This is a genomic window from Psychromonas sp. L1A2 (assembly GCF_009828855.1).
Lineage (GTDB): Bacteria > Pseudomonadota > Gammaproteobacteria > Enterobacterales > Psychromonadaceae > Psychromonas.
The window spans coordinates 1,334,275-1,356,539 of the sequence record NZ_WUAG01000001.1 but is presented as its reverse complement, the minus strand read 5'-3'; the positions used below and the strand labels follow the sequence as shown (position 1 = coordinate 1,356,539).

At 35.4% G+C, this 22,265-nt stretch carries 17 protein-coding genes; 5 read left to right on the top strand and 12 right to left on the bottom strand.

The genetic code is table 11. The features are described from left to right. Positions 1-453: 453 nt before the first annotated feature. Together GQR59_RS05925 and hflX are read left to right on the top strand one after the other, a co-directional pair. Positions 454-1,428: a polysaccharide lyase family 7 protein gene (locus tag GQR59_RS05925; protein WP_160061115.1), complete on the top strand. Its 975-nt coding sequence runs from the start codon at positions 454-456 to the stop codon at positions 1,426-1,428. A gap of 316 nt (positions 1,429-1,744) precedes the next feature. Next, positions 1,745-3,106, top strand: a complete 1,362-nt coding sequence (hflX, locus tag GQR59_RS05920; RefSeq protein ID WP_160061114.1) for a GTPase HflX — start codon at positions 1,745-1,747, stop codon at positions 3,104-3,106. 264 nt (positions 3,107-3,370) lie between these two features. On the opposite strand, the gene GQR59_RS05915 is transcribed toward hflX, so the two are convergent. From GQR59_RS05915 to GQR59_RS05885, 7 genes are all read right to left on the bottom strand, one after another. Continuing rightward, complete coding sequence (locus GQR59_RS05915; protein ID WP_160061113.1) at positions 3,371-4,204, bottom strand: 5'-nucleotidase, lipoprotein e(P4) family; 834 nt, start codon at positions 4,202-4,204, stop codon at positions 3,371-3,373. A gap of 134 nt (positions 4,205-4,338) precedes the next feature. Next, a complete protein-coding gene (locus tag GQR59_RS05910; RefSeq protein ID WP_236546669.1) occupies positions 4,339-6,318 on the bottom strand; it encodes an endonuclease in 1,980 nt (659 codons plus the stop codon). Positions 6,319-6,460: 142 nt separating this feature from the next. Next, positions 6,461-9,598 carry an ExeM/NucH family extracellular endonuclease gene (locus tag GQR59_RS05905; protein WP_160061112.1) on the bottom strand — a complete coding sequence of 1,046 codons (3,138 nt, stop codon included), beginning with the start codon at positions 9,596-9,598 and terminating at the stop codon, positions 6,461-6,463. A gap of 46 nt (positions 9,599-9,644) precedes the next feature. Next, positions 9,645-10,724 carry a porin gene (locus GQR59_RS05900; RefSeq protein ID WP_160061111.1) on the bottom strand — a complete coding sequence of 360 codons (1,080 nt, stop codon included), beginning with the start codon at positions 10,722-10,724 and terminating at the stop codon, positions 9,645-9,647. A gap of 198 nt (positions 10,725-10,922) precedes the next feature. Continuing rightward, entirely contained in the window at positions 10,923-12,572 is a 1,650-nt protein-coding gene (ushA, locus tag GQR59_RS05895; RefSeq protein WP_160061110.1) for a bifunctional UDP-sugar hydrolase/5'-nucleotidase UshA, read from the bottom strand. Between the two features lie 694 nt (positions 12,573-13,266). Beyond that, on the bottom strand, positions 13,267-14,895 hold the full coding sequence (locus tag GQR59_RS05890) for a methyl-accepting chemotaxis protein (RefSeq protein ID WP_160061109.1): 1,629 nt from the start codon (positions 14,893-14,895) through the stop codon (positions 13,267-13,269). A 295-nt stretch (positions 14,896-15,190) separates the two neighbouring features. Next, the gene (locus GQR59_RS05885) at positions 15,191-15,769 is read right to left on the bottom strand and encodes a phosphoribosyltransferase (protein WP_160061108.1); all 579 of its coding nucleotides are present in this window, start codon (positions 15,767-15,769) and stop codon (positions 15,191-15,193) included. 119 nt (positions 15,770-15,888) lie between these two features. Between GQR59_RS05885 and GQR59_RS05880 the strand changes: the two genes are divergently transcribed. Next, positions 15,889-16,485, top strand: coding sequence for a phosphoribosyltransferase (locus GQR59_RS05880; RefSeq protein ID WP_236546668.1), 597 nt, complete (start codon positions 15,889-15,891; stop codon positions 16,483-16,485). 160 nt (positions 16,486-16,645) lie between these two features. On the opposite strand, the gene GQR59_RS05875 is transcribed toward GQR59_RS05880, so the two are convergent. Further along, positions 16,646-17,611 (bottom strand): sensor domain-containing diguanylate cyclase, encoded by a 966-nt coding sequence (locus GQR59_RS05875; RefSeq protein WP_160061106.1) that lies wholly within the window; start codon positions 17,609-17,611, stop codon positions 16,646-16,648. A gap of 395 nt (positions 17,612-18,006) precedes the next feature. Here GQR59_RS05875 and GQR59_RS05870 point away from each other — a divergent pair, with 395 nt between their 5' ends. Next, on the top strand, positions 18,007-18,387 hold the full coding sequence (locus tag GQR59_RS05870) for a PaaI family thioesterase (protein WP_160061105.1): 381 nt from the start codon (positions 18,007-18,009) through the stop codon (positions 18,385-18,387). Positions 18,388-18,641: 254 nt separating this feature from the next. On the opposite strand, the gene GQR59_RS05865 is transcribed toward GQR59_RS05870, so the two are convergent. Further along, the gene (locus GQR59_RS05865) at positions 18,642-19,094 is read right to left on the bottom strand and encodes an AAA family ATPase (protein ID WP_160061104.1); all 453 of its coding nucleotides are present in this window, start codon (positions 19,092-19,094) and stop codon (positions 18,642-18,644) included. Between the two features lie 268 nt (positions 19,095-19,362). On the opposite strand from GQR59_RS05865, the gene GQR59_RS05860 reads away from it, so the two are divergent. Further along, positions 19,363-20,559: an MFS transporter gene (locus GQR59_RS05860; RefSeq protein WP_160061103.1), complete on the top strand. Its 1,197-nt coding sequence runs from the start codon at positions 19,363-19,365 to the stop codon at positions 20,557-20,559. Between the two features lie 141 nt (positions 20,560-20,700). On the opposite strand, the gene GQR59_RS05855 is transcribed toward GQR59_RS05860, so the two are convergent. The 3 genes from GQR59_RS05855 to GQR59_RS05845 form a co-directional block, all read right to left on the bottom strand. Beyond that, positions 20,701-21,117, bottom strand: coding sequence for a GFA family protein (locus GQR59_RS05855; protein ID WP_160061102.1), 417 nt, complete (start codon positions 21,115-21,117; stop codon positions 20,701-20,703). Between the two features lie 76 nt (positions 21,118-21,193). After that, positions 21,194-21,661 carry a hypothetical protein gene (locus GQR59_RS05850; RefSeq protein ID WP_160061101.1) on the bottom strand — a complete coding sequence of 156 codons (468 nt, stop codon included), beginning with the start codon at positions 21,659-21,661 and terminating at the stop codon, positions 21,194-21,196. A 183-nt stretch (positions 21,662-21,844) separates the two neighbouring features. Next, the gene (locus GQR59_RS05845) at positions 21,845-22,243 is read right to left on the bottom strand and encodes an NUDIX hydrolase (RefSeq protein WP_160061100.1); all 399 of its coding nucleotides are present in this window, start codon (positions 22,241-22,243) and stop codon (positions 21,845-21,847) included. Between the last annotated feature and the right edge of the window lie 22 nt (positions 22,244-22,265).

Genomic DNA, 22,265 nt, shown 5'->3' with positions numbered 1-22,265 from the left:
TATCACTTTTACTTAAATTTATAATGAAGAAGCAGTCATTTAATTAATTGAACATAATAAAAAACAAGTTAACGGCTGCTAGCCTTGAGATTGATAAAGCATCTATTTTAAATAAGGCTATTCACCTCATTTACTCCCATAAACATCAGCCATTACAGAAAATTAATAAAACGATTTTAATAGCGATTAAAGTTAAAAAGTAACGATATGTATGACAATAAATTAAAAGAAGAAGTGAAATAAACACGTATTCTCGATAAATTAAAAGTTAAAAAATGACGTTAAATGTAAACTATTTAATAAAATATTTTACATTATGTGAAGTATGTCCGAATTAATTCGTGTCAAATTTCGCTGAACTGCTACGCAGTCATCATATCTACTTAAAGCAAGTTAGGTTTTATATTGGTAGTGATATCATTTTGTGACTAACAACAACTTATAGGTAAATTCATGTTAAATAAAAGCACATTTGCTACTGTAAATAATAAGGTTTTTAAACTAGCTGCATTAGCTTGCTCTTTTGCTTTATTAGGCTGTGCGAATACAGCTTCTGACAACGCACAATCTATACAATCTAAGGCAGCCTCTCCTGCAAGCCAGTTTGATTTATTAGGTTGGACAATCAGTGTCCCTGTCGATGCAGATGGCAACGGAAAGTCAGATCAAATAAAAGAAAAAGCCTTAGCCGGTGGTTATTCTGATGAAAACTTCTTCTACCTAGCTCAAGATGGCGGCATGGTTTTTAAGTCTCCAGTTAAAGGTGCTAAAACCTCAAAAAACACAAAATACACACGATCAGAATTACGTGAAATGATGCGCCGTGGTAATACGTCTTACAATACAAAAGGCGTTGGCGGTAATAACTGGGTATTTTCAACAGCGCCAACATCAGACCAAGAAAATGCAGGTGGCGTTGATGGCACATTAGAAGCAACATTAGCGGTTAATCACGTAACGACAACCGGTGTTAGCTGGCAACAAGGGCGAGTGATCATTGGTCAAATTCATGCAAATGATGATGAACCAGTACGTCTTTATTACCGTAAACTGCCTAACCATCAAAAAGGGTCAATTTACTTTGCTCATGAACCTAATAGTGAAGCAGATGAACAATGGGTTGATATCATTGGTAACTCATTACCTAATTATTGGAATCAAGATGCAACACCAGCAGAACCAGAAGATGGTATTGAGCTAGGTGAGAAATTTAGTTACCGTATTAAAGTAACTGGCCATGAACTAGCCGTCACTATTATGCGTCCAGGTAAAGCTGATACGACTAAAACAGTTGATATGTCTAACAGTAAATATGATGTAGGTGGTCAATACATGTACTTCAAAGCGGGTGTATACAACCAAAACAAAACCGGTGATGCAAAAGATTACGTTCAAGCAACATTTTACGACTTGAAAGTAACGCACTAGATATATCAATAAGAGTTATTAACTTTTTACAATAAAATATATATGAATTTCATTGTAAAATATCAGTATAAAGACATCCTAAGCACTATCAAACATCACATTGATAGTGCTTTTTTATTAGCGGTTTTTTATTTAAAAGTTCTTGTGTATTTAAAGTACTTTTGTATTTAAAGCACCTATCTAAAAATACCTCGCCAACATAAGATAAACCAATGGCTTACCATCTAAGCAATCAAAAGTGTTTTGAAATAGATATATAAGCACATCACAACAGCGTAGGATGCACCTATAACTCCTTAAGTAATATGAGCATTCAATGTCAATCGCGACCACAGAAGATACAACGACCCGCGCCCTGCTAATTTCTATCCGTACACCTAATGTCACTCAGCAAGAAGTAGATGAATCATTGTCTGAATTGGGCCGCTTAGTGAATACTTTAGGCTTTTCTGTTGTCGGTAGTAAAACACAACGTCAACGATCCACTAAACAGTTATCTGTATTAGGATCAGGAAAATTGGAAGAGCTGGCTGCACTAACCAATGATGATGAACTACCGGAGCAAAATGAAACAACAGATAAGTTCGAATCAGTTGACTTTGACCAAGATGAATTAAATGACTTAATAACATCGTCAGAGATTAAAGAACAAGCTAACGTGGTCGTTTTTGACTGTGAATTAAGTCCAAATCAACTGCATAACGTGCAAGCCGCATTAGGTGTAGAAGTTTACGATCGTACGCGTATCATTATCGAAATTTTTAGTAAACATGCACGTACTCGAACAGCAAAGTTACAAGTAGAAATAGCACGTCTTAATTACTTAACACCAAGAGTACGCGATGAAAACAGCGGTGATAGAGAACGTCAAAAAGGTCGTTGGATAGGGGAAACCGCTTTTGAGATTAATCGTCGTCGTATTCGCGATAAAATAGCCGATATAAAAAAAGAAATTCAAAAGCTACAAAAAGAAATGCAAGGCAGACGTAGTGGTCGTATTGAACAATTGTGTGTTGCATTAGTTGGTTACACTAATGCTGGTAAATCTTCTTTAATGCGCGCCCTAACAGATTCTGATGTACTAGTTGAAGATAAGCTCTTTGCAACATTAGACACCACGGTTCGTACCTTACAACCCGCTACTCAACCGCGAATTTTAATTTCTGATACTGTCGGTTTTATTAAAAAATTACCACATGATTTAGTGGCCTCGTTTCACTCTACACTAGAAGAAGCAAAAGAAGCTTCTTTATTGCTTTATGTTGTTGATGCTTCTGATCCAAATTTTGTTTCTCAACTTGCTGTCGTTGATCAAGTCCTAGGCGAACTCAATGTAGATTTCAATAATAAATTATTAATATTGAATAAAGTTGATTGCTTAACAGAAGAGCAACAATTGACATTATTAGAGCAATACCCTGATGCGCTACAAATAAGCACTCGAGATAAAAATGATGTGGCCATGGTCCACCAGCAAATTCAAGTGTTTTTAGAGAAAAAAATGTGTTCAGCTTGTTTTAATATCCCTTATACAGCTAGTGGGATTATGGGTGAAATACACAGTAAAATGCAGGTTATCGATGAGCAATATAAAGAGGATGGTGTTCTACTGACTTTAAAGGCGAGCCCTATTGCTTTAGAGCGCTTACATAAGATGCTATTAACCTCTTCTTTTTAAAGTCCACTTTTTAAAAACTCATTAGAAAAGTAATACCGATTACATTAAATAAGTGTTCTAAATTTTGTGCAGGAAAAATGACTTAGTTTAAGGCGTAAATTGAGGCCTTTCGAAGATTAACTAAAAGATGTTAATTCGTGTGATTGGTATAATCACAACAATTTCAAAAATAATCTCTATTCGTTAAAAAGCAAAAAGCCTAATATTTTACATTAGGCTTTTTGCGATCAGCTTGAACTTAGATATAACCTAAGTCACCATTAATTATTTTTCAAACTCAAACTTTCTTAATGTACTCTTCCTAAGCGCTGACTTTTCTTGTGGAGACTTTTTGTACCATTTTCCACCACCATAAACAGCCGCTTCCCATGCACCATAAATTGGATTAGGTAATACAATGAACTTATCACCAAAACTCATTTTATGAGTTTCAACAGCTTTACTTCTACCTTCCATTGTATCGCCATCAAAAGCAGCATCGAAATCCGCTAGGTTATCGCCCATTAACAACACAATTTTATAGCCCATTCCTGTCACACTATCACGTCGTTCTTGTTTTTTTGATGTGCCTGTTCTAAGCATCATATGCTTCTCGTCAACCTGTGGAAAACCTAATGCTTTTAAGTTTTCCATCGTTGATTGTTTCAGGTCCATATTTTTTTCAGGCATCGATTTTCTGTTAGTAACATAAAAAACATCACCACCTGTTTCAACGACATAATTCAAAAAATCCACAGCGCCAGGCATTGCTGTTGCACTTTTATCTTCACTCCACGCTTTCCACGTATCACCACTATAACCATAGTCTTTATCAATTAAACCACCGTTGTATGGGCTGTTATCAATGATAGTTTCATCAACATCAACAACAATCGCTTTTTTGCCTTCTTGCTTATCCATATCCCATCTTAATTTAGCAAGGTTAAATGCTTGGTAAGAAAGCGCTGTAAATTCAGCTGAATTTTGTACCCATGAAAGCGCTAATACTGACTCTTGATTTAAGTCTTTAGTTGTAAATTGTTTCTCAGATGCAAAAGATGTTGAGCTAAGTGCAACCACCATTGCAAGACCTAAAAGGCTTTTAGAAAGGTTCTTCATTTTTTCTCCGGAATAGTTTAATTGAAGAGATATAAGGTATAAGCTTTAAATATTAACATGTTACATCTCTATTACTTGATCTTTATTGATTAAGAGAGTTGCCTTTAAATAAAGGTAACTCCCTTACAATGAGATTAATCAGCCCAAATTTCATTAACATATTCAGGGTGGTCAATAAATGGATTACGATTTCCTTGGAACTCATAAGCCGCTTCATTACGATCTAACTCTTTTTGACTCACAGGATCATTCTCGTTCCAGGTTTTCAGCATAGTAATAACCCATTCCTCAAACACATAATCAGAACTACTATCTAACACAGCATCTGCAGAATCAGAGTTAACTTCCCATGTCGAAATGATATCTTCATAACGTGTTGCCATGTAGAAATAAGCACGAGCAAAATCACCTTTAAACTCATCAATCGGCTCAAATACGGTACCAGAGTAACCTAAATCACTACTTGCAGAGCCAACTTTACTGCCATTGTCTGATACAAATGTACTTGTACCAACAACACCATAAGGGTAATTACTACGTTTACCGTTCACATAACCATCCGTTGCAAAAAGGTGGTGGATATCTGTGTACATTGGGTATTGGTCATCAAACCAACTTTTCGGGAAAGAGTGTTCACGGTTATAACAGCTACCTTCACCAGAGTAATTACCACACTGATCTGTAACAGGTGTATAGTTATAAGTATCTGAGCTTGATGGGTTTTCAGAGTACATATCTAAAATAGTGCCATCATTTTCATAGTAAACATCTAATGAATTGGTGCTCATAAAGTCCCATAAGTTACTATAGGTTTTCGTCGTATGGTCTTTAATAATATTATACAGTGCTGTTTTTAATTCAAGGCCCGTTAAATCAGCAGCACTTGCATAGTAAGTACTCGTATCTGAACTAGAGTTCGAGTCAGCAATGACTGAGAAACCGTCAATATATACAATTTCAGGATCAATATAACCAGTTTGATCATAAAAACGAATTCCAGCTTCGATACTTTCACTAGCAGTCGCAGTGTAACTATAAGTCACCTCTTGCCACCCACTTAACACAGTATTATCTGAATAAGTTCCATAATCACCACCGATGTATAAACGCGCTTTTATTAAGCCATCGGTGTGGTAAACCGACGTTGAAAAGGTATAAGTTGTTCCTTCAGTAACATCAATATATTGACGAAGGTCAGTACTACCTTGTGTGCCACTATTGACAGATATTTCTGCAGAAGATGAACCTTCATTATAAATAGTCGTATTTTGTGAAACACTAATATCACTGTCGATAGTTGTCCAATCATCAGGTAAAGATGTAGACCAACTTTCAAAGTCACCATTAACTAACAAATTACCATCAGATTCCTCTGTGACGGTCTCATCTGTTGTCTCTTCTTCAGCGACTACTTCTGATGCTTCTTCTTCCTCTATTATTTCTTCTTCTGCAGTCTCATCAGTCGTTGTTTCGACCGTATCAGATGAAAATGAGAAATTATCTACGTAAACAATTTCTTCACCATCAAACCCAGTTTGATCATAAAAACGTAAGCCAACTTCAATACTTTTATCTTCATCAGCAGCGTAGCTATAAGTCACCTCTTGCCACTGATTAACTAAATCTGCATCAGAATACCCTTGGTAACCATCAACATATAATCGAGCACTGATCATGCCTTCCGTATGATATATCCATGTGCTAAATAGGTAGGTTGTACCAGAAACGACATCAATTGATTGACGGAAATCAGTATCGCCTTGTGTTTCAGTTGTCACTGTTATTGCTGCTGAATTTTCACCAATAGCAAAAGTTGAAGTTTCATCTGTATAGTAAATAGTCGTACTCTGTGCAACACTAATCCCATCATCAATGATGGTCCAACCGTCAGGTAATCCATCTGTCCAACTTTCAAAATCACTATTCAGTAATAAATTACCTTCTGTGACTACTGAATCAGTATCTTCGCTTAGATCTTCTACCGTTTCTTCAACTTCTTGAACTACGGTTATATAATCGTTACTAGAAACCGTTGATGAATCATCACTATTACAGGCAGTAAGGCTTCCTAGCACCAATAAACATAGTGCTGTTTTTTTTAATTTATTATCCATTATATCTCTCTTTAAATTCCATTTAATCATTCATCGTTAATCATCATAAAAACAACAGCACTTACAACAAGCGTATTTTAAACTAATGTAAAAGCGCAATGAATGTAAGTACCATCGTTATAATGATTAGATTCGAATTTAGTTATAGCTGCGCTTTAAAGCGACGTAAGAAACCCAAGCCTAATAATGAGATAAGGCCAAATATACCGAATGAGCCACCACCAGAACCATCGTACTGTTCAGCAGGTGCAACATTTGCAGTCGAGGAATCTTTAGAAGCCGCTTCAAATGACATCGTTTTTGTAAATTCAGACATCACTTCTGCATCACGTGTTAATGTCATTTTTGCAGTGTAAGTTCCTGCATCTAGACCATAAACTTCAATTTCAACTAATGACTGATTATCTTCAGTAATAATCACATTTGGTAGAACCACATCACTCATATCGGTTGATGAAGATAATTGAATTTGTGCAACATCACCAATTAAAGCACCTTCTTCAAGCACATAAGGCACATCGACCGCACTGCTGCTAATTGTAAGGTAAACAGGCTCGCCTTCTCCCACTTCTCCATATTCGTAGCTTAATGACATAATTGCTGAATCGTGATCCGATGAACGGTACTCGTCATCAACATAGAAATTCTCATAATCATCACCTTTATATTCAGTGTTATAGTCGTATAGAGAGGATTCAGGTGCATTAATGTGCCAGTCAACTGCGTCTATTAAGCGTGTTTCTAATGAAGGACTAATTAATATATGGTCAAGAGAACCAATTTCATCATTGTAAGAATAACTCCAACTTGATTGACCTTTTTCTGCATCTTTTAAGGTAATAGTATTGATGTAACTATAGGTTTTAGTTATTTTTTGAGGGGTACCAGCCACTGTAAACTGAGGTTTATCACCAATGAACGTATCACGAGCAGTAGTAATGGTTTTGCCTGTTGTATTTTCAGTTAGCACTAAAAGAGGATCTTCTTGACCGTAAGAATTTAAGTCACCAACAATAATACGGTCACCACCTAGCCCTTCAAGCTCTTCACCTAGCTGTACAGCTGCGGCAACACGTAGGTTTTCACAAGCACCTTGTAAATCTTCATCAGGTGCATCATCTGACCATGTGCTTTCATCACCAAATTCAACACCATCCCACTCTTCCCAACAAGTTGAACCTTTAGATTTAAAGTGGTTAACAGCAACCGTTAATGTTTTGCCTGTATTGTTAACTTTAAAGGTAGCTGCGATTGTTTCTCGTTGATAGTTATCACCACTTTCAAGTACGGCACCACTGCTATCTTTCATTACCGTATTAGCACTATTCACCACAACTGGTGCGTGCTGTTCTGGCATAGAGATAACTCTCATACTTTCAATGCTGACTTTAGATGGACGATATAATAACCCCGTCGTGATAGCATCTGAACCTAAAGAATCAGACTCATCAAGTACTAAGTCACCGTTAGAGTCATATCCAACAAAAACGTAACGGTTACTTGTAGATACCGCACTATCTTCATCTTTAGGGTCTTCATCGTAATATTCTTCATTAATCGCATCAACAAATGCTTGAATAGCACTGTCGTTGCCAAAACCATTATTCTCAATTTCCATCAAGCCTACAATATCAGCGTCAAGACCTGTAATAGCTGATACTAACTTAGCTAATTGTTTTTGATATTCAGCTTCGTCATCTGCACCACGGTTTTCACCATGTGAGTTAGTCTCTCCACCGTATGGCGAGTTAAATAGGTTTAAAACATTTTTTGTTCCAACTGTAATAGAGAAATGACCATTTTCAGTCGTTGTACTTAAATCTGGTGATGAGCGTCTATCTGTATTATGTACAAAGTTGTTGCTATATAACTCATTGGTAACCACTAGGTTAAAATTACTGAAACTATAAGTAATAACACCCTCCATACCAATAACACTATCGTCAACACGGATGTAGTTATTAGCAGGATCTGAACTGAAAGTTGAATAGTAAGGAATTTCTCCATCAGCTGCTTTGGTACTACTTTCTATCACCAAACGATAATCATTATTTTCAGCAATGGCGGCCAAAATATCCTCACTTCCAGGAACATTTTCTTGTGTAGGATTTAAATTAGGTCGTTGATAAGATAGACTCATATCGTTACGGAATGTATCGTAATTAAAACCAAATGTTTTTGAGACGCGCATGTCTTGATTACCACTAGTATTGACATCAATATCTTCAGGTAAATTAACTAACATGCCTTCATAACGTTCTAATGTTGCATTAAATGAATCACCATCGGCAGCAATCATTTCGATATCCGTTGCCGCTGGTACCGATGATGTTGCATCAACGGTATCCCACTCATCAGTTTCAAGCTGCGTTAAATTATAAGATTCAGTTACTGTGCTCGTTACACAAACGGTAGTGCCGATCATGTCATCGCTTGCGTTAGCAGTGCTAACAAAGATGCCATCAGAGGTCAGTTCATCTCCATCTGGCGCAACATCTTGCATATAAAACCCTTTTTCAGGGTAAGTCGTTACAGCCGTCACAATACCCGTGATATTGTAAGATTCTGCAGTGGTAAAGCCACTTGTGATCAATGGAGAAGATGTGCCTGTACCTTGCACTTCTGCAATTGTTGTTTGCGTATCTAACGAACATGTAGAAGCAACGACTTCTTGATATTCTGAGTAACTTGCCGTTCCAAGATCATCATATACATCTTCACCGAAGTCTTCCCAATCTGCTGCTTTGTAAATTGCAGATTGAGTCGGTATTGAATTCCCCTCTACAAATCTACGACGCAATGTTTGCCCAGAGCCCCAATAAGTTCCATCTATACCGATAATATCGTAGGTAGTATTAGTATCAGTATTGATAAGAGAAACTTTATCATCACCATTAAAACTTAAACTATTAAATGATTGTTCATCGTACGTCGCAGCGATAACACTTGTTGCACTGCTTGCAATGGCTTCTGATAATGCGGTATCTGACCCACTATTATAAATAACTAATGTTGAATTAGCAGGAATCGTGACACCTTCAAGTACATTATCACCAGCAGGATTACGAACTTGATTATTATAAGAACTATATTGCAATTCGATATTGCTTGGAAAGGTGTAGTTACTTGTGCCAGTATTCGTTAATTCTATCGCTTTATTATCACCCGAACCTTCTAAATATTCACTGATAATAATATCGGTTATTGCAGCGCTAGCATGGCTCGATAAAATACCGCTTATCACTAATGCTAATAGACTTTTATTTAAATTCTTATTCATTATTTGATCCTTCAATTTTCTTTTATTTTTTAAGTTTTATAGCTAATTAGAAATATACTCGAGCGTATGCGTAAGCATCTTGTGCTGCTTCACCAAAGTTACCTTCCAATGCAAAAATAACAGAACTTGTTGGTTTGAAATTAATACCTAACGTCCCCCAAATTCGCTCTTTACCCCATGAGTACTCATCATCAGGTGAAACACCATAAGCACTGTTGATATCCCAAGTCTCGTATTCTTCGTAATTTAATGACCCAGTAAATTCAACTTTTTTATTTAAAGTGTAACGAGCCGAAATTAATGCTCCTTGGTTTTTAAGTGTTTGGTAATCGTTATAAGAACTTGTTTCTTCAAAGTCATTACTAATAGAAATAACCGTGCTCGTTTGTGCAATATCTTCATTTTCAATATAACCATTTAAACCGATAGCGAAATCATCCGTAATGTAAGCACGTAGGCCTAAGGAGAAAAGTGTTTGCTCTCCGTACTTCGACATACCTTCTGAGCCACTGCGTGTTTCAGCTCCAATCACCACATCAACATAATCACTAAAGTAACCAACATACCCATTAATAATGTCGCCTAATTCAGAACCAGATGAACTTTCACCTTCATAAGAATAAGAGAGTCCCATTTTAAAATCAGAAAAAGAACCTTCATATTTGATCGTATTTTCTTGATCGCCTGCTTCGCCAGTTTCAACCGTTGTATCGAAAGTAAAGTCACCAAATTTATCGTAATCATCCAGAGCGGTATCAGTTAATCCGACCTCAATTGCATGATTTTTGTAAAACTTATAACCGATAAATAATTTATCTATTGTCAATTCCAGGTCACCAGAACCGTATGCCCAATTTTCACGTTCATAATCAAGCTCAAGGCGGTAATAAATATCCTCGTATTCACCTTTAAGGCCCAGTGTTGCAAAACTGTCATCGATATATGATTTATCATCCGTATAAAATTCACCATATTCATAATCGGCACCAATATGTCCACCGACACCGACTTCACCATAGACTTTCAGATTATCGCCATTTTCTTTTTCATAAAGGGTTGCAGCTTGTGCCGTAGCCCCCGCCAAAATGGTTGATAATGCGATGCATAGCGTTGATTTTTTTAACATTTTATAATCCTTAATTGAATGTTATTTGTCTTAATGTATTACTATATTTATATATTACTAATAAGTTAAATGTACTTTTAAATTTCCATAATCATAATGCGCATGAAACTATCATGCGTTTATGGCAGTTATATGTAACTTATTAATCGGTACTTTTTATTGTGAAATATTGATTAGAATTTATCTTTATTAAATAAATTATTCATTTTTAGGGATGAAATCAGCAATATTAATCGGTGAGTTTTTCTGGATAAAATCCTTTAAAACTTCCGCATCGACATAACCGGTATTAACATAAGAGGGATGCTCAGAGAGCTTTGGATAACCATCACCACCAGCAGCATTAAATGATGGAACGGTAAAACGATAAGTACGATTTAAATCAATCGGTTTATCACCAATAACAATATTGCTAACCTGCATGTCAGCAACCGTCATTGTAATACCTGAGAATTGTGGATAAGCACCTGAGTCTTTGCTTTTTGTTGCCACTTGATTAAGATAAGCAACGACTTCAACTCCTGTCATATCGACATAAGTGATCGTATTGGCAAACGGCTGTACCGTTAAAACACTTTTATAAGAAATATCACCCGCTTCAATCGAAGCACGAATGCCGCCAGAATTCATAACAGAAAAATCAGCTTGAGCGCGTTGCATATGTGCTGTGGCAATCAAACGGCCTAAGTTAGTTTGATTATTACGAACAACTTTTCGCTCACCTTGTAACAATCCATTACTATGTCCAATCACAAAATTTAAAGCTGCTTGACCTTGTTCTTGAAATGGTTTTAATGTGTTAAATACCACTTCATCTTGTTTGATTTCATCTTGAATAAAGACACGCGTTTTATTACCGTTGGCATCTTGTACTTTCTTCTTCAAATTCACTGGAATTAGGTTGTAAGCTTGTAGTTCAAGCTCTCCATTTTTAAATGTGTAATCAGCACGCCCTACATATTTACCCCATTCATGTGCTTGTACAATATAGGTGCCATTTTGAATATCCGGTTTACAAGCTTGTCCTGCTTTAAAGTCAGCATATTCATTAACACCTTCCATACAAACAGGTTCTTGAGAATGACCACCCACAATCATATCAAGAGAGCCTTCATCAAGATAACGTGCTAATTGAACATCACCGGGTGCGTTAGAACCGTTGTCACCATTTAAATAATGCCCCATGTGTGTAGCAGCAATAATGATATCGGGGTTATATTTGGCTTTTACTTCAGCAATGACTAATTTTGCCTCTACTTTAGGATCTGTAAATAGCACGTCTTTAATAAATTCTGGATTACCAATTTTAGCTGTATCTTCTGTCGTTAAACCTATAACCGCAACTTTAACGCCATCTTTATCAAAGATTTTGTAAGCTTCAAACATACGCTTGCCATCTTTGTATATGTTAGCGGCAAGAAAAGGAAAGTTTGCCCAATCAGCTTGTTTAGCTAGGACATCAAGAGGATTATCAAATTCATGGTTGCCTATAGCCATCGCATCATAACCAATCATATTCATACCAATAAAATCAGGTTGTGCATCTAAAAGATCAGATTCAGGTACTCCAGTATTAATATCTCCACCAGAAAGTAACAATACAGAACCACCAGCAGACTCGACTTCTGCACGAATATGATTAACTAACGTTGCACGGGCAGCCATGCCACGTTCACCATATTGATTCTGCCAAAAGTGTCCGTGGTTATCATTGGTATGAAGAATAGTTAGAGTATATTCTTTATCTTGTAACCATTTTTGTTGGCTTGTATTAGGTGAAGTAAGAGTTGAACATCCGGTCAACATTAGTGACGTAATGCCTGCCACAATGAAGTGTTTGTTATTCATAGATCTAATCCTTTAAATTCAATAAATAGTCTTGTAACTTTAAATTTTTATATGTGTTTTGCTATTAGAAAAATCCATTTACTCTCTACACCATCTAATAAATGACAGTGAATATCAATAGCCAACATCCTTATTTTACAATATTTCCACGCTCCTTTTTGGTGCTAATAATGCCCTTATTTGAGGATTTGTTATTATTTTAAAATATCATTTCGTTTATTGGACAAGTGTAATCAAAGGCTGTGCTTTGATTGAATACTGACCAAAAGGTCAATACATGCTCTATATTGGTGCCGTTCTTCTGTTTAACTTATTATAAAAACAATAAAAAATGACTTTTAATTTACCAAAATAATGAAATTTAATTCGAAAACTAATAACCGAATTGATAATCAACAAGAATCTATCAAAGCTTGTTAAATACTAAAAGTGAATAATAAGCGTCTTTTTGAAGGCTAAAATGCAAGGCGGTAAGGAATCGATAAAACACAAAAACGACTATAAATGAAAGGATAAGAACCTGATTTATGATGTACTGAGCGACATACTAAATAAACAATAATATAAACCTTTAAAAAATCAGGACGAATAACAAACGACCTTAAAATTAAAATGATAGATATTTTAAAATAGAGTAAATTTCAAGCCATCACATATAAGCGAGCTTTAAAAGTTATTATAAGATTGAGCGATATTAAACAGTAAAGTAATTAGTGTCCTTTTTCAGCGTTTTAGACAATGTTTCCAATAACTCTGCTTGAGTCACATTGTTTTTAAGTGTCTCACTTGTTTCTTTAGACATCACAGAGATTTCTTCCATTCCATTTGATACATCATAAATCGTAGCAACTTGCTCATTGGTTGCACTAACAACTTCTAATACTTTAATCAAAGAATCGTCAGCTTGTCGCTGTATATCACTAAGTAACTCATTAGCTTGGTGAGTTAACGTCAAGCCTTTTTCAACTTGAGGCACAGTCGTTTCCATTGCTGTAACAGAAGCTTGCGTATCTACTTGGACTTGATTGATCATTGCTTCGATTTCACCAGTTGCATCGCCGGTACGAATAGCAAGTTGACGAACCTCATCAGCGACAACCGCAAAGCCTCTACCCGTTTCACCTGCTCGAGCGGCTTCAATAGCAGCATTTAACGCTAACAAATTTGTTTGATCTGAAATACTTCTGATCACGTTAATGATTTCACCAATTTCACGGGTTCTTTGTTGTAGGATATTGATTTGCGCTACAGTAGCATTGACTGTTGTCGCAATTTTTTCGATTTCTGTTGCCACATTCAAAACAGCATTTCTACCGCGTTGAGATAACTCTACCGTTGCTTTTGAATTATCTTCAGTCTGTCTCACCGTCTCAACAACAGCATCAATACTATTACTCATTGAGTCTAAATGATGTTTAGCATCATTGGTTTGAACTACCTGTCTATCCGCTGCATTAAGTGCCAGTAAGGAACCCGCAGTTACTGAGATCGCACGTTCAGATAATTCAGCAGAAGAGGACATAATATTGTTCACTGTGGTTTTTAATTGCTGTTGCATAACATTGATTGATGCCATCATACTTTCAGGACAGCAGGAAATAACTTCACCTGTTAGGTCACCTTGAGAAATTTTAGAAACAACCTTGGCTGCTTCTTGAGGATCACCACCAACAGATTGTTTTACTTGAAAACTGATCCTATAAGTCACCAATAATCCAATAATAATCGCTAAACTTGTTAAACTAATCATCCAACTTTGAAATGAACTCGCTACAAATCGTACTTCTTTTGTCGCTTTTTGATTGACAACTTCTTGGTAATCAATAAATTGATTGATTGATGCTAACCATTGAACAAATGTAGGTTTAGCCTGATTAAATAAAATATCGTTTGCTAATTTAATGTTATTAGCTCGTTTAGCCTCAATGATCAGATCCACTAATGGTAAGGTTTGGGACTCAATATTGTTTATTTTTGAATAAATACGCTTCTCTTCAGCAGTCATCACAATGCCAGATGACATAATTTTATTCATATCAACAACTGACCTTTGATAATCCTCACCCAAATCTTTCATATCTTGAATTGCACTATCAAGTTCCCCTTGGGTTCTTGCTAATGAGATATCGCGTAATGTAATAGCGCGATCATGAACGCTACCCCGAAAATTAATAGCATGTCTTTGTTTAACAGAGTTTTGATCGGTTATTTCTGTGATTGTAGAATCAATAAAGTTAACACGGTGAATACTAATGAAGTTAAGGGTAAGCATCATTAAAATGACTACACCAAAACCAATAACCAAACGTAAGTTAATCGTCATATTTTTTGCTCAAGATTAAATGGATGAAAAAACGTTATTTAATCTTGTAGACTAGTAGCAAAGCAATGAATAATCCATTTAAAAATCAAATAAATACTTACATTGATATAGATTTAATAAAATATAGTAAATAGAGGGATTATGAGTAAATTATAAAAAAGGAATTCATGACGTGTATAGCTTGTATTTTATTAAGAATAAGTAACCGATACATACTAGAAGTTTTCAAGCTTAAATCATTTTAAAGTGAACATGATTGCACTTGATTAATCACAAGTGCAATTTAGCAGTGTTTCTATTCACTTTTAGCAGGTAAAAAGTCTTTTATAATTTCATACAAGCGAGGACGTTTTATCGCAATATCTTCTGCCGATAGCCCTTCTAATGAATGAGGATATTTCAACCAAGCATCGGTTTCGTGTAGATAATAATCAGGTATGCGATCGGTTTGATTACGTGTTGGTTTATAATAAGGCACTGCAATCCTGACATCTTCCGGCATATTTAATCTGGTTTTTCTATGCAGCTCTTTAATAATAGCTTCGATAGAACGACCAGTATCATAGACATCATCGACTAACAGTAATTTATCATGGTGCTGAAGGTTTTTAACCAAGTAGTTTAAGCCATGCACTTTAACTTCTTTCTGTTGTTGGTCGATTGCAGCAGCGTAAGAAGAAGTTCGAATCGCAATATGGTCAGATTGAATACCATGAACGGCTAGGAACTCCTGCACCGCAATACCAATCGGAGCACCACCACGCCAAACAGCAACAATAAAAGTCGGTTTAAAGTCACTATCGAGAATATTGCGAGCTAAAGCATAAGAGTCTTCTAATAGGTTTTGCGCAGTTAGGTATTGTTTGTCAGCCATGTTAGTTCCAAGTAAAAACATTAAAGATAGTGCCACTAAAGATTGAATAAAAATCTTCTTTATGTTCTAATTTTTTGATTCAAAATCCTGCAAACATAACACATTAAATGGGTGATTTCTTGGCTAAATATAGTGAAAAAATATTTTTAGATGAAGACACGTTAATCGAAGAGTCATTTCAGCTAGCAACACAAATTATGGCCAGTGATTTTAAACCAACTTTTATTGTTGGATTATGGCGTGGTGGTAGTTCAGTTGGTATTTACGTACAAGAATGTTTACAAACCTTAGGTGTACAAACTGACCATATCTCTATTAGAACCTCCTACGGTGGCTACGATAGTTATCATCAACAGGCTGATGGCGATCAACCTATTCATGTACACGGTTTAACTTATTTAGTTAAAAAGTTAAATGCCGAAGATAAATTATTAATTGTTGATGACATGTACCGTTCTGGAAAAAATGCAGATGCTGTCATTAAAGAACTAAAAGTAAGACTTAAACGAAATATGCCAGCTGATGTGAGAATAGCAACCGTTTGGAAGAAAGCATCATTACCGAAGAATACTGGACCAGACTATTTTGTTAATGCGACTGATGATTGGGTGGTTTTCCCCTATGAATTACAAGGTTTATCGCTTGAAGAGATCAAGCAACATAAATCTTTTGCCTATCCTTCTATTAATCCAGAATTATTTACAAAGAGTGAATAATTAACAAAGTAAAAGCTGGTTGTCACTCGACTATTCAAGTGCATTGCCAGCAATACGAACGATGTTATTGATTACTATCAACTGAATAATCTCAAGAATAAAATATTAATTACTCCGTAAGACTTTCTATCTTTAACTATTTTAAAAATTCAGGTAAGGCTCACTCGCTTTTATTTCTTGTATGTTTATATTCATACATTTGAGCATCTGCATCAGCTAATAAAGCTTCAATCGAATCGTGCTGTTCGTGATTAAACTCTGCAATGCCATAAGAAAATGAGACATCTAATAAAGGTTCTTTCTGCTCTAGGTAGGAATGTAAAGTTATTTCAAATTCATCAATAACTCTCGCAGCTTCTGTGATTGAAGTACTACTAAGCAAAACCATAAACTCATCACCACCTAACCTTGCAATAATGTCTGACTCTCTAAAAGAGTCACTTAACAGGTTTGAAAATGTTTTTAAAACAATATCTCCAGTCGCATGACCAAAATTATCATTAATGGCTTTAAATTTATCTAAATCTAAATAAGCGAGTGTTACTGGAAAGTCATTTCTCACACTTAGGCTTAATGTATTATGTGCAATAGAAAGGAAACCTCGTCTATTTAAGACGCCTGTTAATTCATCATGTGTCGCTATTTGTACTGCTGAAAGTTCCAATTCTATAGTTGCAGCAAGATCTTTTAAAGCGGCGATATCTTCACGATCAAAAGTTCGTGCAATATTATCAACAATGCATAATGTACCTATGCGATAACCATTCACTTTTAATGGGCAGCCAGCATAAAACTCAACATATGGTGCTTCAATAACCATTGGATTATCTGCGAAACGCTCATCTTTACTGGCAGCTGGAATAATAAAAACGTCATCTCCTAATATGGCATGACCACAAAAAGAAATATCGCGAGAGGCTTCTTGAATAGCGAGTCCAACACAAGATTTAAACCATTGACGATTTTCATCAACTAATGAAACTAAAGCAATAGGGACATTAAACATTCTTTTCGCCATACGCGTCACACGATCAAAGCGCTCTTCAGCTAATGTATCGAGAACATCAAGAGATTTAAGCGTTTTGATACGGTCTTTTTCATTTAATGGAATATCTGCTTGTTTCATAAATAGTCCTGAAAATAATTTAAGTATTAGTTTAATCACAATGTATAAAAAACATGTTAAAATCAAAATAAATCACAAAAAGTAATCACAAAGTATTACTTTTGTGATTTTACTCTAAAATAAAAGTAATGTAATAACCATAGCATTTCTATTTCATGATTGTGAGTTAGGTATTAATAATCTACTAAAATGAATAGTGTCCGTTCACATTAATCTACCGAAAATTCCCCTATATCGGCAAAAAAGAACATAATAAAAACAATTATATATCCATATAATAATTTTTTATAAATCACCTTAATAAACTATAAAGTCTTATATTCCACTATTTTCCTAAAAATAGTTTCTATTTAAAACTTTCATTTAAAACTTTCATTTAAAACAAGGAATAATGCATGGAAGACATTAATTTCCCATTTCTTAAGCATATGGGAGCATCGTTAAAAAGCTTTTCTAAAGGTGAAGCAGAGGTAGAGTTACATGTAAAACCTTACCATCTACAACATAAAGGCTTTGTACATGGGGGCGTAATATCGACGCTAATGGATAATACCGGTTGGTATGCTGCTGTATCAGGGCTTGAGAATGGCTTTACAGCGGTTACTATGGAAATAAAAATCAATTACTTAAAGCCTGCTTTAGGAAAGTATCTACTCGCGTCAGCATCAATTAAACGCCAAGGTCGCACGACTTCATTTGTCACCATCGAATTACACGATGAAGGTTCACTTATTGCTTATGCAACAGGTACTTATGCAATTATTAACGATGAATAATGTGAATATAATTCAGAGAAAGAGATATAAATAAAGCAGTAAAAATAAAGTTCAACATTGTTAAGCTAGCTATATTAACACTTACCTTCCTATACCTTTATAGTTTTTCCTATGCTGCTATGGGTGTTGTTTACTGTGATTGTTAGCCGTGCTTTTTACAGTGATGATGTATCGCTTCTATAAAGCAATACTGCAGATATTACGCTGCAGTATTGGCATTAAATATTGATATACTACATTGTTATAAAGACAAACTACTTAAAGCGGATCACTACATCCATTTTTGTCGACATAGTCGCACTCAAGGTTTGCTTTTTATCTGTTGCTAAAATCACCATACCGTTATGTTTAGCGATATTTTTAAATAGATTATTTAAGTTAAATCCATTATCACGTTCATGTGAGTTCTTGACTTCGGTTTTTTTGTCAAATAATAAATCTGAATTCTCAAAAAGTAATATATTTCGACTATTACGTACATCCGTAAACAACTCATCAACAGTGCTTTCAGGTGCTTTATCAATGATGGCAGTTGTATGTTGTACGGTACTTTTTGTATACGATGTTAAATCAGCAGTGGCTGCAGCTAAATCACTTTCATTAGCACCATTACACGTAATCAAAAAACGTGTTTTATGGTTTGCAATTTGTGGCATATCATTTAAAAATCGGTGATAACTCTTGCTTTGGTAATCTACTATTAACATTTATTTTCCTATTTAACCCCATTGTTTCTTCTGCCTGTATTCTAGCAGTTTATTATGTGAAAGGTTCAAAACTCTTTTACATTAATAGATTTATATACCGGATATTAAGATCTATTTTTAACTGAGAATACTTTTGCAATAATTCAATTAATAGATCCATCACCTTTATCTTTGTTCACTTACTTAAATGATGTTCAAAGAATTTAATACAAATAACAATAAGTTGTCTGTTATCATCTCCCGTCTTTTTTAATTGTGGAATATTGTGATGAATTCAATTTCGCCGACTCGCTCCCTGTTTGCCTCCATCATTTTAATTTTAGGTATTTTACTAATAGCAGCCAATTTACGAGGACCAATCACCGGTATTGGCCCAGTATTAGATCAAGTCATCGACAGTTTCCAACTTACCTCCTCTCAGGCCGGTATGTTAACCACATTACCACTACTTGCTTTTGCTATCGCCTCTCCGATGGCAACAACTTTAGCCAAAAAACAAGGACTTGAAATATCTTTGTTTATTGCACTGGTATTGATTGGTTTAGGGCTAAGCACTCGTTTGATTGATTCAGTAATTATCCTTTATCTCGGCACTGCAGTAATCGGTGTCGGTATTGCAATTGGTAATGTTTTATTACCCAGTTTAATTAAACGAGATTTCCCACATAAAGTCGCAGTCATGACTTCCGCGTATGTTTTAGCGATGGGTATATTTGCAGGCAGTTATTCGGCTTTACTTATTCCATTAGCCGCGTATCAGAATATCGGATGGCAAATTGCCTTAGCTAGTTACGGCTTAATCACTCTCTTCAGCCTTATTATTTGGCTACCACAGTTAAAATTACATACAAAACCAACTAAAGATCTAACACAATCTCATACTCAAGGTAAAATTTGGCATCATGCTATAGCATGGCATGTCACTTTGTGTCTTGGCCTCAACTCATTTTTTACTTATATCATGATAGCTTGGTTACCCAATATATTAATAGAAGGTGGACACGATGCTCAACAAGCTGGTGTCTTACACGGTGCATTCCAAATGGCTTCAGCTGTGCCAGGCATTATATTAATACCGTTGCTATCTAAGCTAAAAGATCAACGAATATTGGCGTTATCATTAGCAATTTTAGGCTTTATTTGTGCGTTGGGATTATTATACTTTCCTCACTTTGCTTTTATATGGTCAACGACCTTAGGTTTTTGTGCTGGGGCTATTTTTATTTTAGGTTTATCTTACATAAGCTTACGAACTCATCATTCAAGACAAGCCGCTTCATTATCAGGTATGGCTCAATGTGTAGGTTATTTATTAGCAGCTATTGGGCCAATGTTTGCTGGTGCTTTGCATTCACACTTTGATAGCTGGGCACCTGTATTGTGGCTATGTGCTTTAGCAAGCTTGTTATGTGGAGTCTTTGGTTATTTAGGTGGCCGAAATGTTAGTCTAAATGAGGATGCCTAAGCGTCTTACGTCAATGATAAGTATCGAAAATAGCTAAGGTTAATGCTTAGCTATTTTAATTTAAAGTCATTAAAAATAAATAGTCATAGAAAGTAAAATTATTTAACGATTTAACGATTTAACGATTTAACGATTTAACGATTATTTTACAGGTGGCGCCTTATCAAATGCAGTAATATTACTTAATTTTTTAAGCCATGGAACAGCAGAACAACACCATATTTGTATTTTAGGTGTTAACTGTTCACGTTGTTTGATAGCACCGATGCGTAAGCCATATACTTTGTCACTATCATCGACAGATGTGGCATAAAGTGTTGTTCCACAATTCCCACAAAAACCCTGTGCTCTCTTGTTACCACTTTCAGCGATTTTTACATATTCTTTAGGCTTACCAGCACTAAAAATAACGCTATTAGGTAAAGAGATAACCGCACTACGAAAAGGCCCACTAGACATTTCTTGACAATCTGAGCAATGGCAACTCACTACTTTAGTTTCATCTATTTCAGCTGTGTAAACGATATCACCACAATGGCATTGACCATTAACTTTCATAAAAATCCTAATTAGTTTAATGATTAACTACTTTACTTAAGTTAGCTTTTAACAACTGTTTCTTAATAACTATTCCTTAATAAAACAAACCGTGTACACCTGCAACACCGGCAAAAACAGCAAGTAGACTAATTGATAATAAAATCGAATGCATAAGTTGTAAATAATGGAATGCTCTTTCACTATTCTTCTGTGCTTGTTGATGAAACCATTTATGCAGAAATAAAGGCTCAAGAACAAACAAAACCAACATAAATAGAGTCCAAATAAACAGCATTAAATGTACCCACCATTGCATTGATGCCCATCCATTTAAAACGTACAACATATAAAAACCAGAGAGCCCTGTGATTAATGTTGTTAATTTAGCTTGAAAACCAAACTTATGCTCCAAGGTTTCAAATAAAGCTAACCTATTTTCAGTGGATGGCATTTTTCTAATCGCAGGAATTAACACCGTACTCACAAAAGCGACACCGCCAATCCAAAGCACAACTGCAACGACATGTAATGCACGTGCAATAACAAAGTAACTATGTTCCATACTAAGCTCCTTATATCGGGTATAAAAGCCATTATGTTTTGATCTGTAGTTGAATAATTAAATCAAATAAACCGCTTATGAACCCTAACAAAATCAATAAAATAAAAGTTATAAGAAAAGGTCGAATGTCTACATTAACCTCACTTCTACTATATTAAGCTTTATTTTATACTGAGCTTTGTTCTACATTAACTTTTGTTGTTTAAGCCACTCCATAACTTTAATTGATCCAAGTGAGCAGAGTGATTTATTTTCATAATCAATGAATTGAATTTCTTCTATTTCTGCTGCAGGGGATAAACGCCCTTTGAACTCCGCAAAATAACACGTTAACTTAACAATAACGTCTTCACTTTGACCATCAGCCTTCGCTTTAAAGGTAACTGCATATTTAATTGACTCAGGTATTAAATCAATAGATATCTCTTCTTTAATTTCGCGTATAAGTGCGGCCTCATCTGACTCACCTAACTCACGTTTTCCACCTGGAAGGTAAAAAAGCGTTTTATTTATTGATCGCGCATTTAATAATTTTCCCTCATAAATATACAACCAAGCTAACTTATCAATTTCTTTTTTCATTATTACTCCAAAACATAACAAA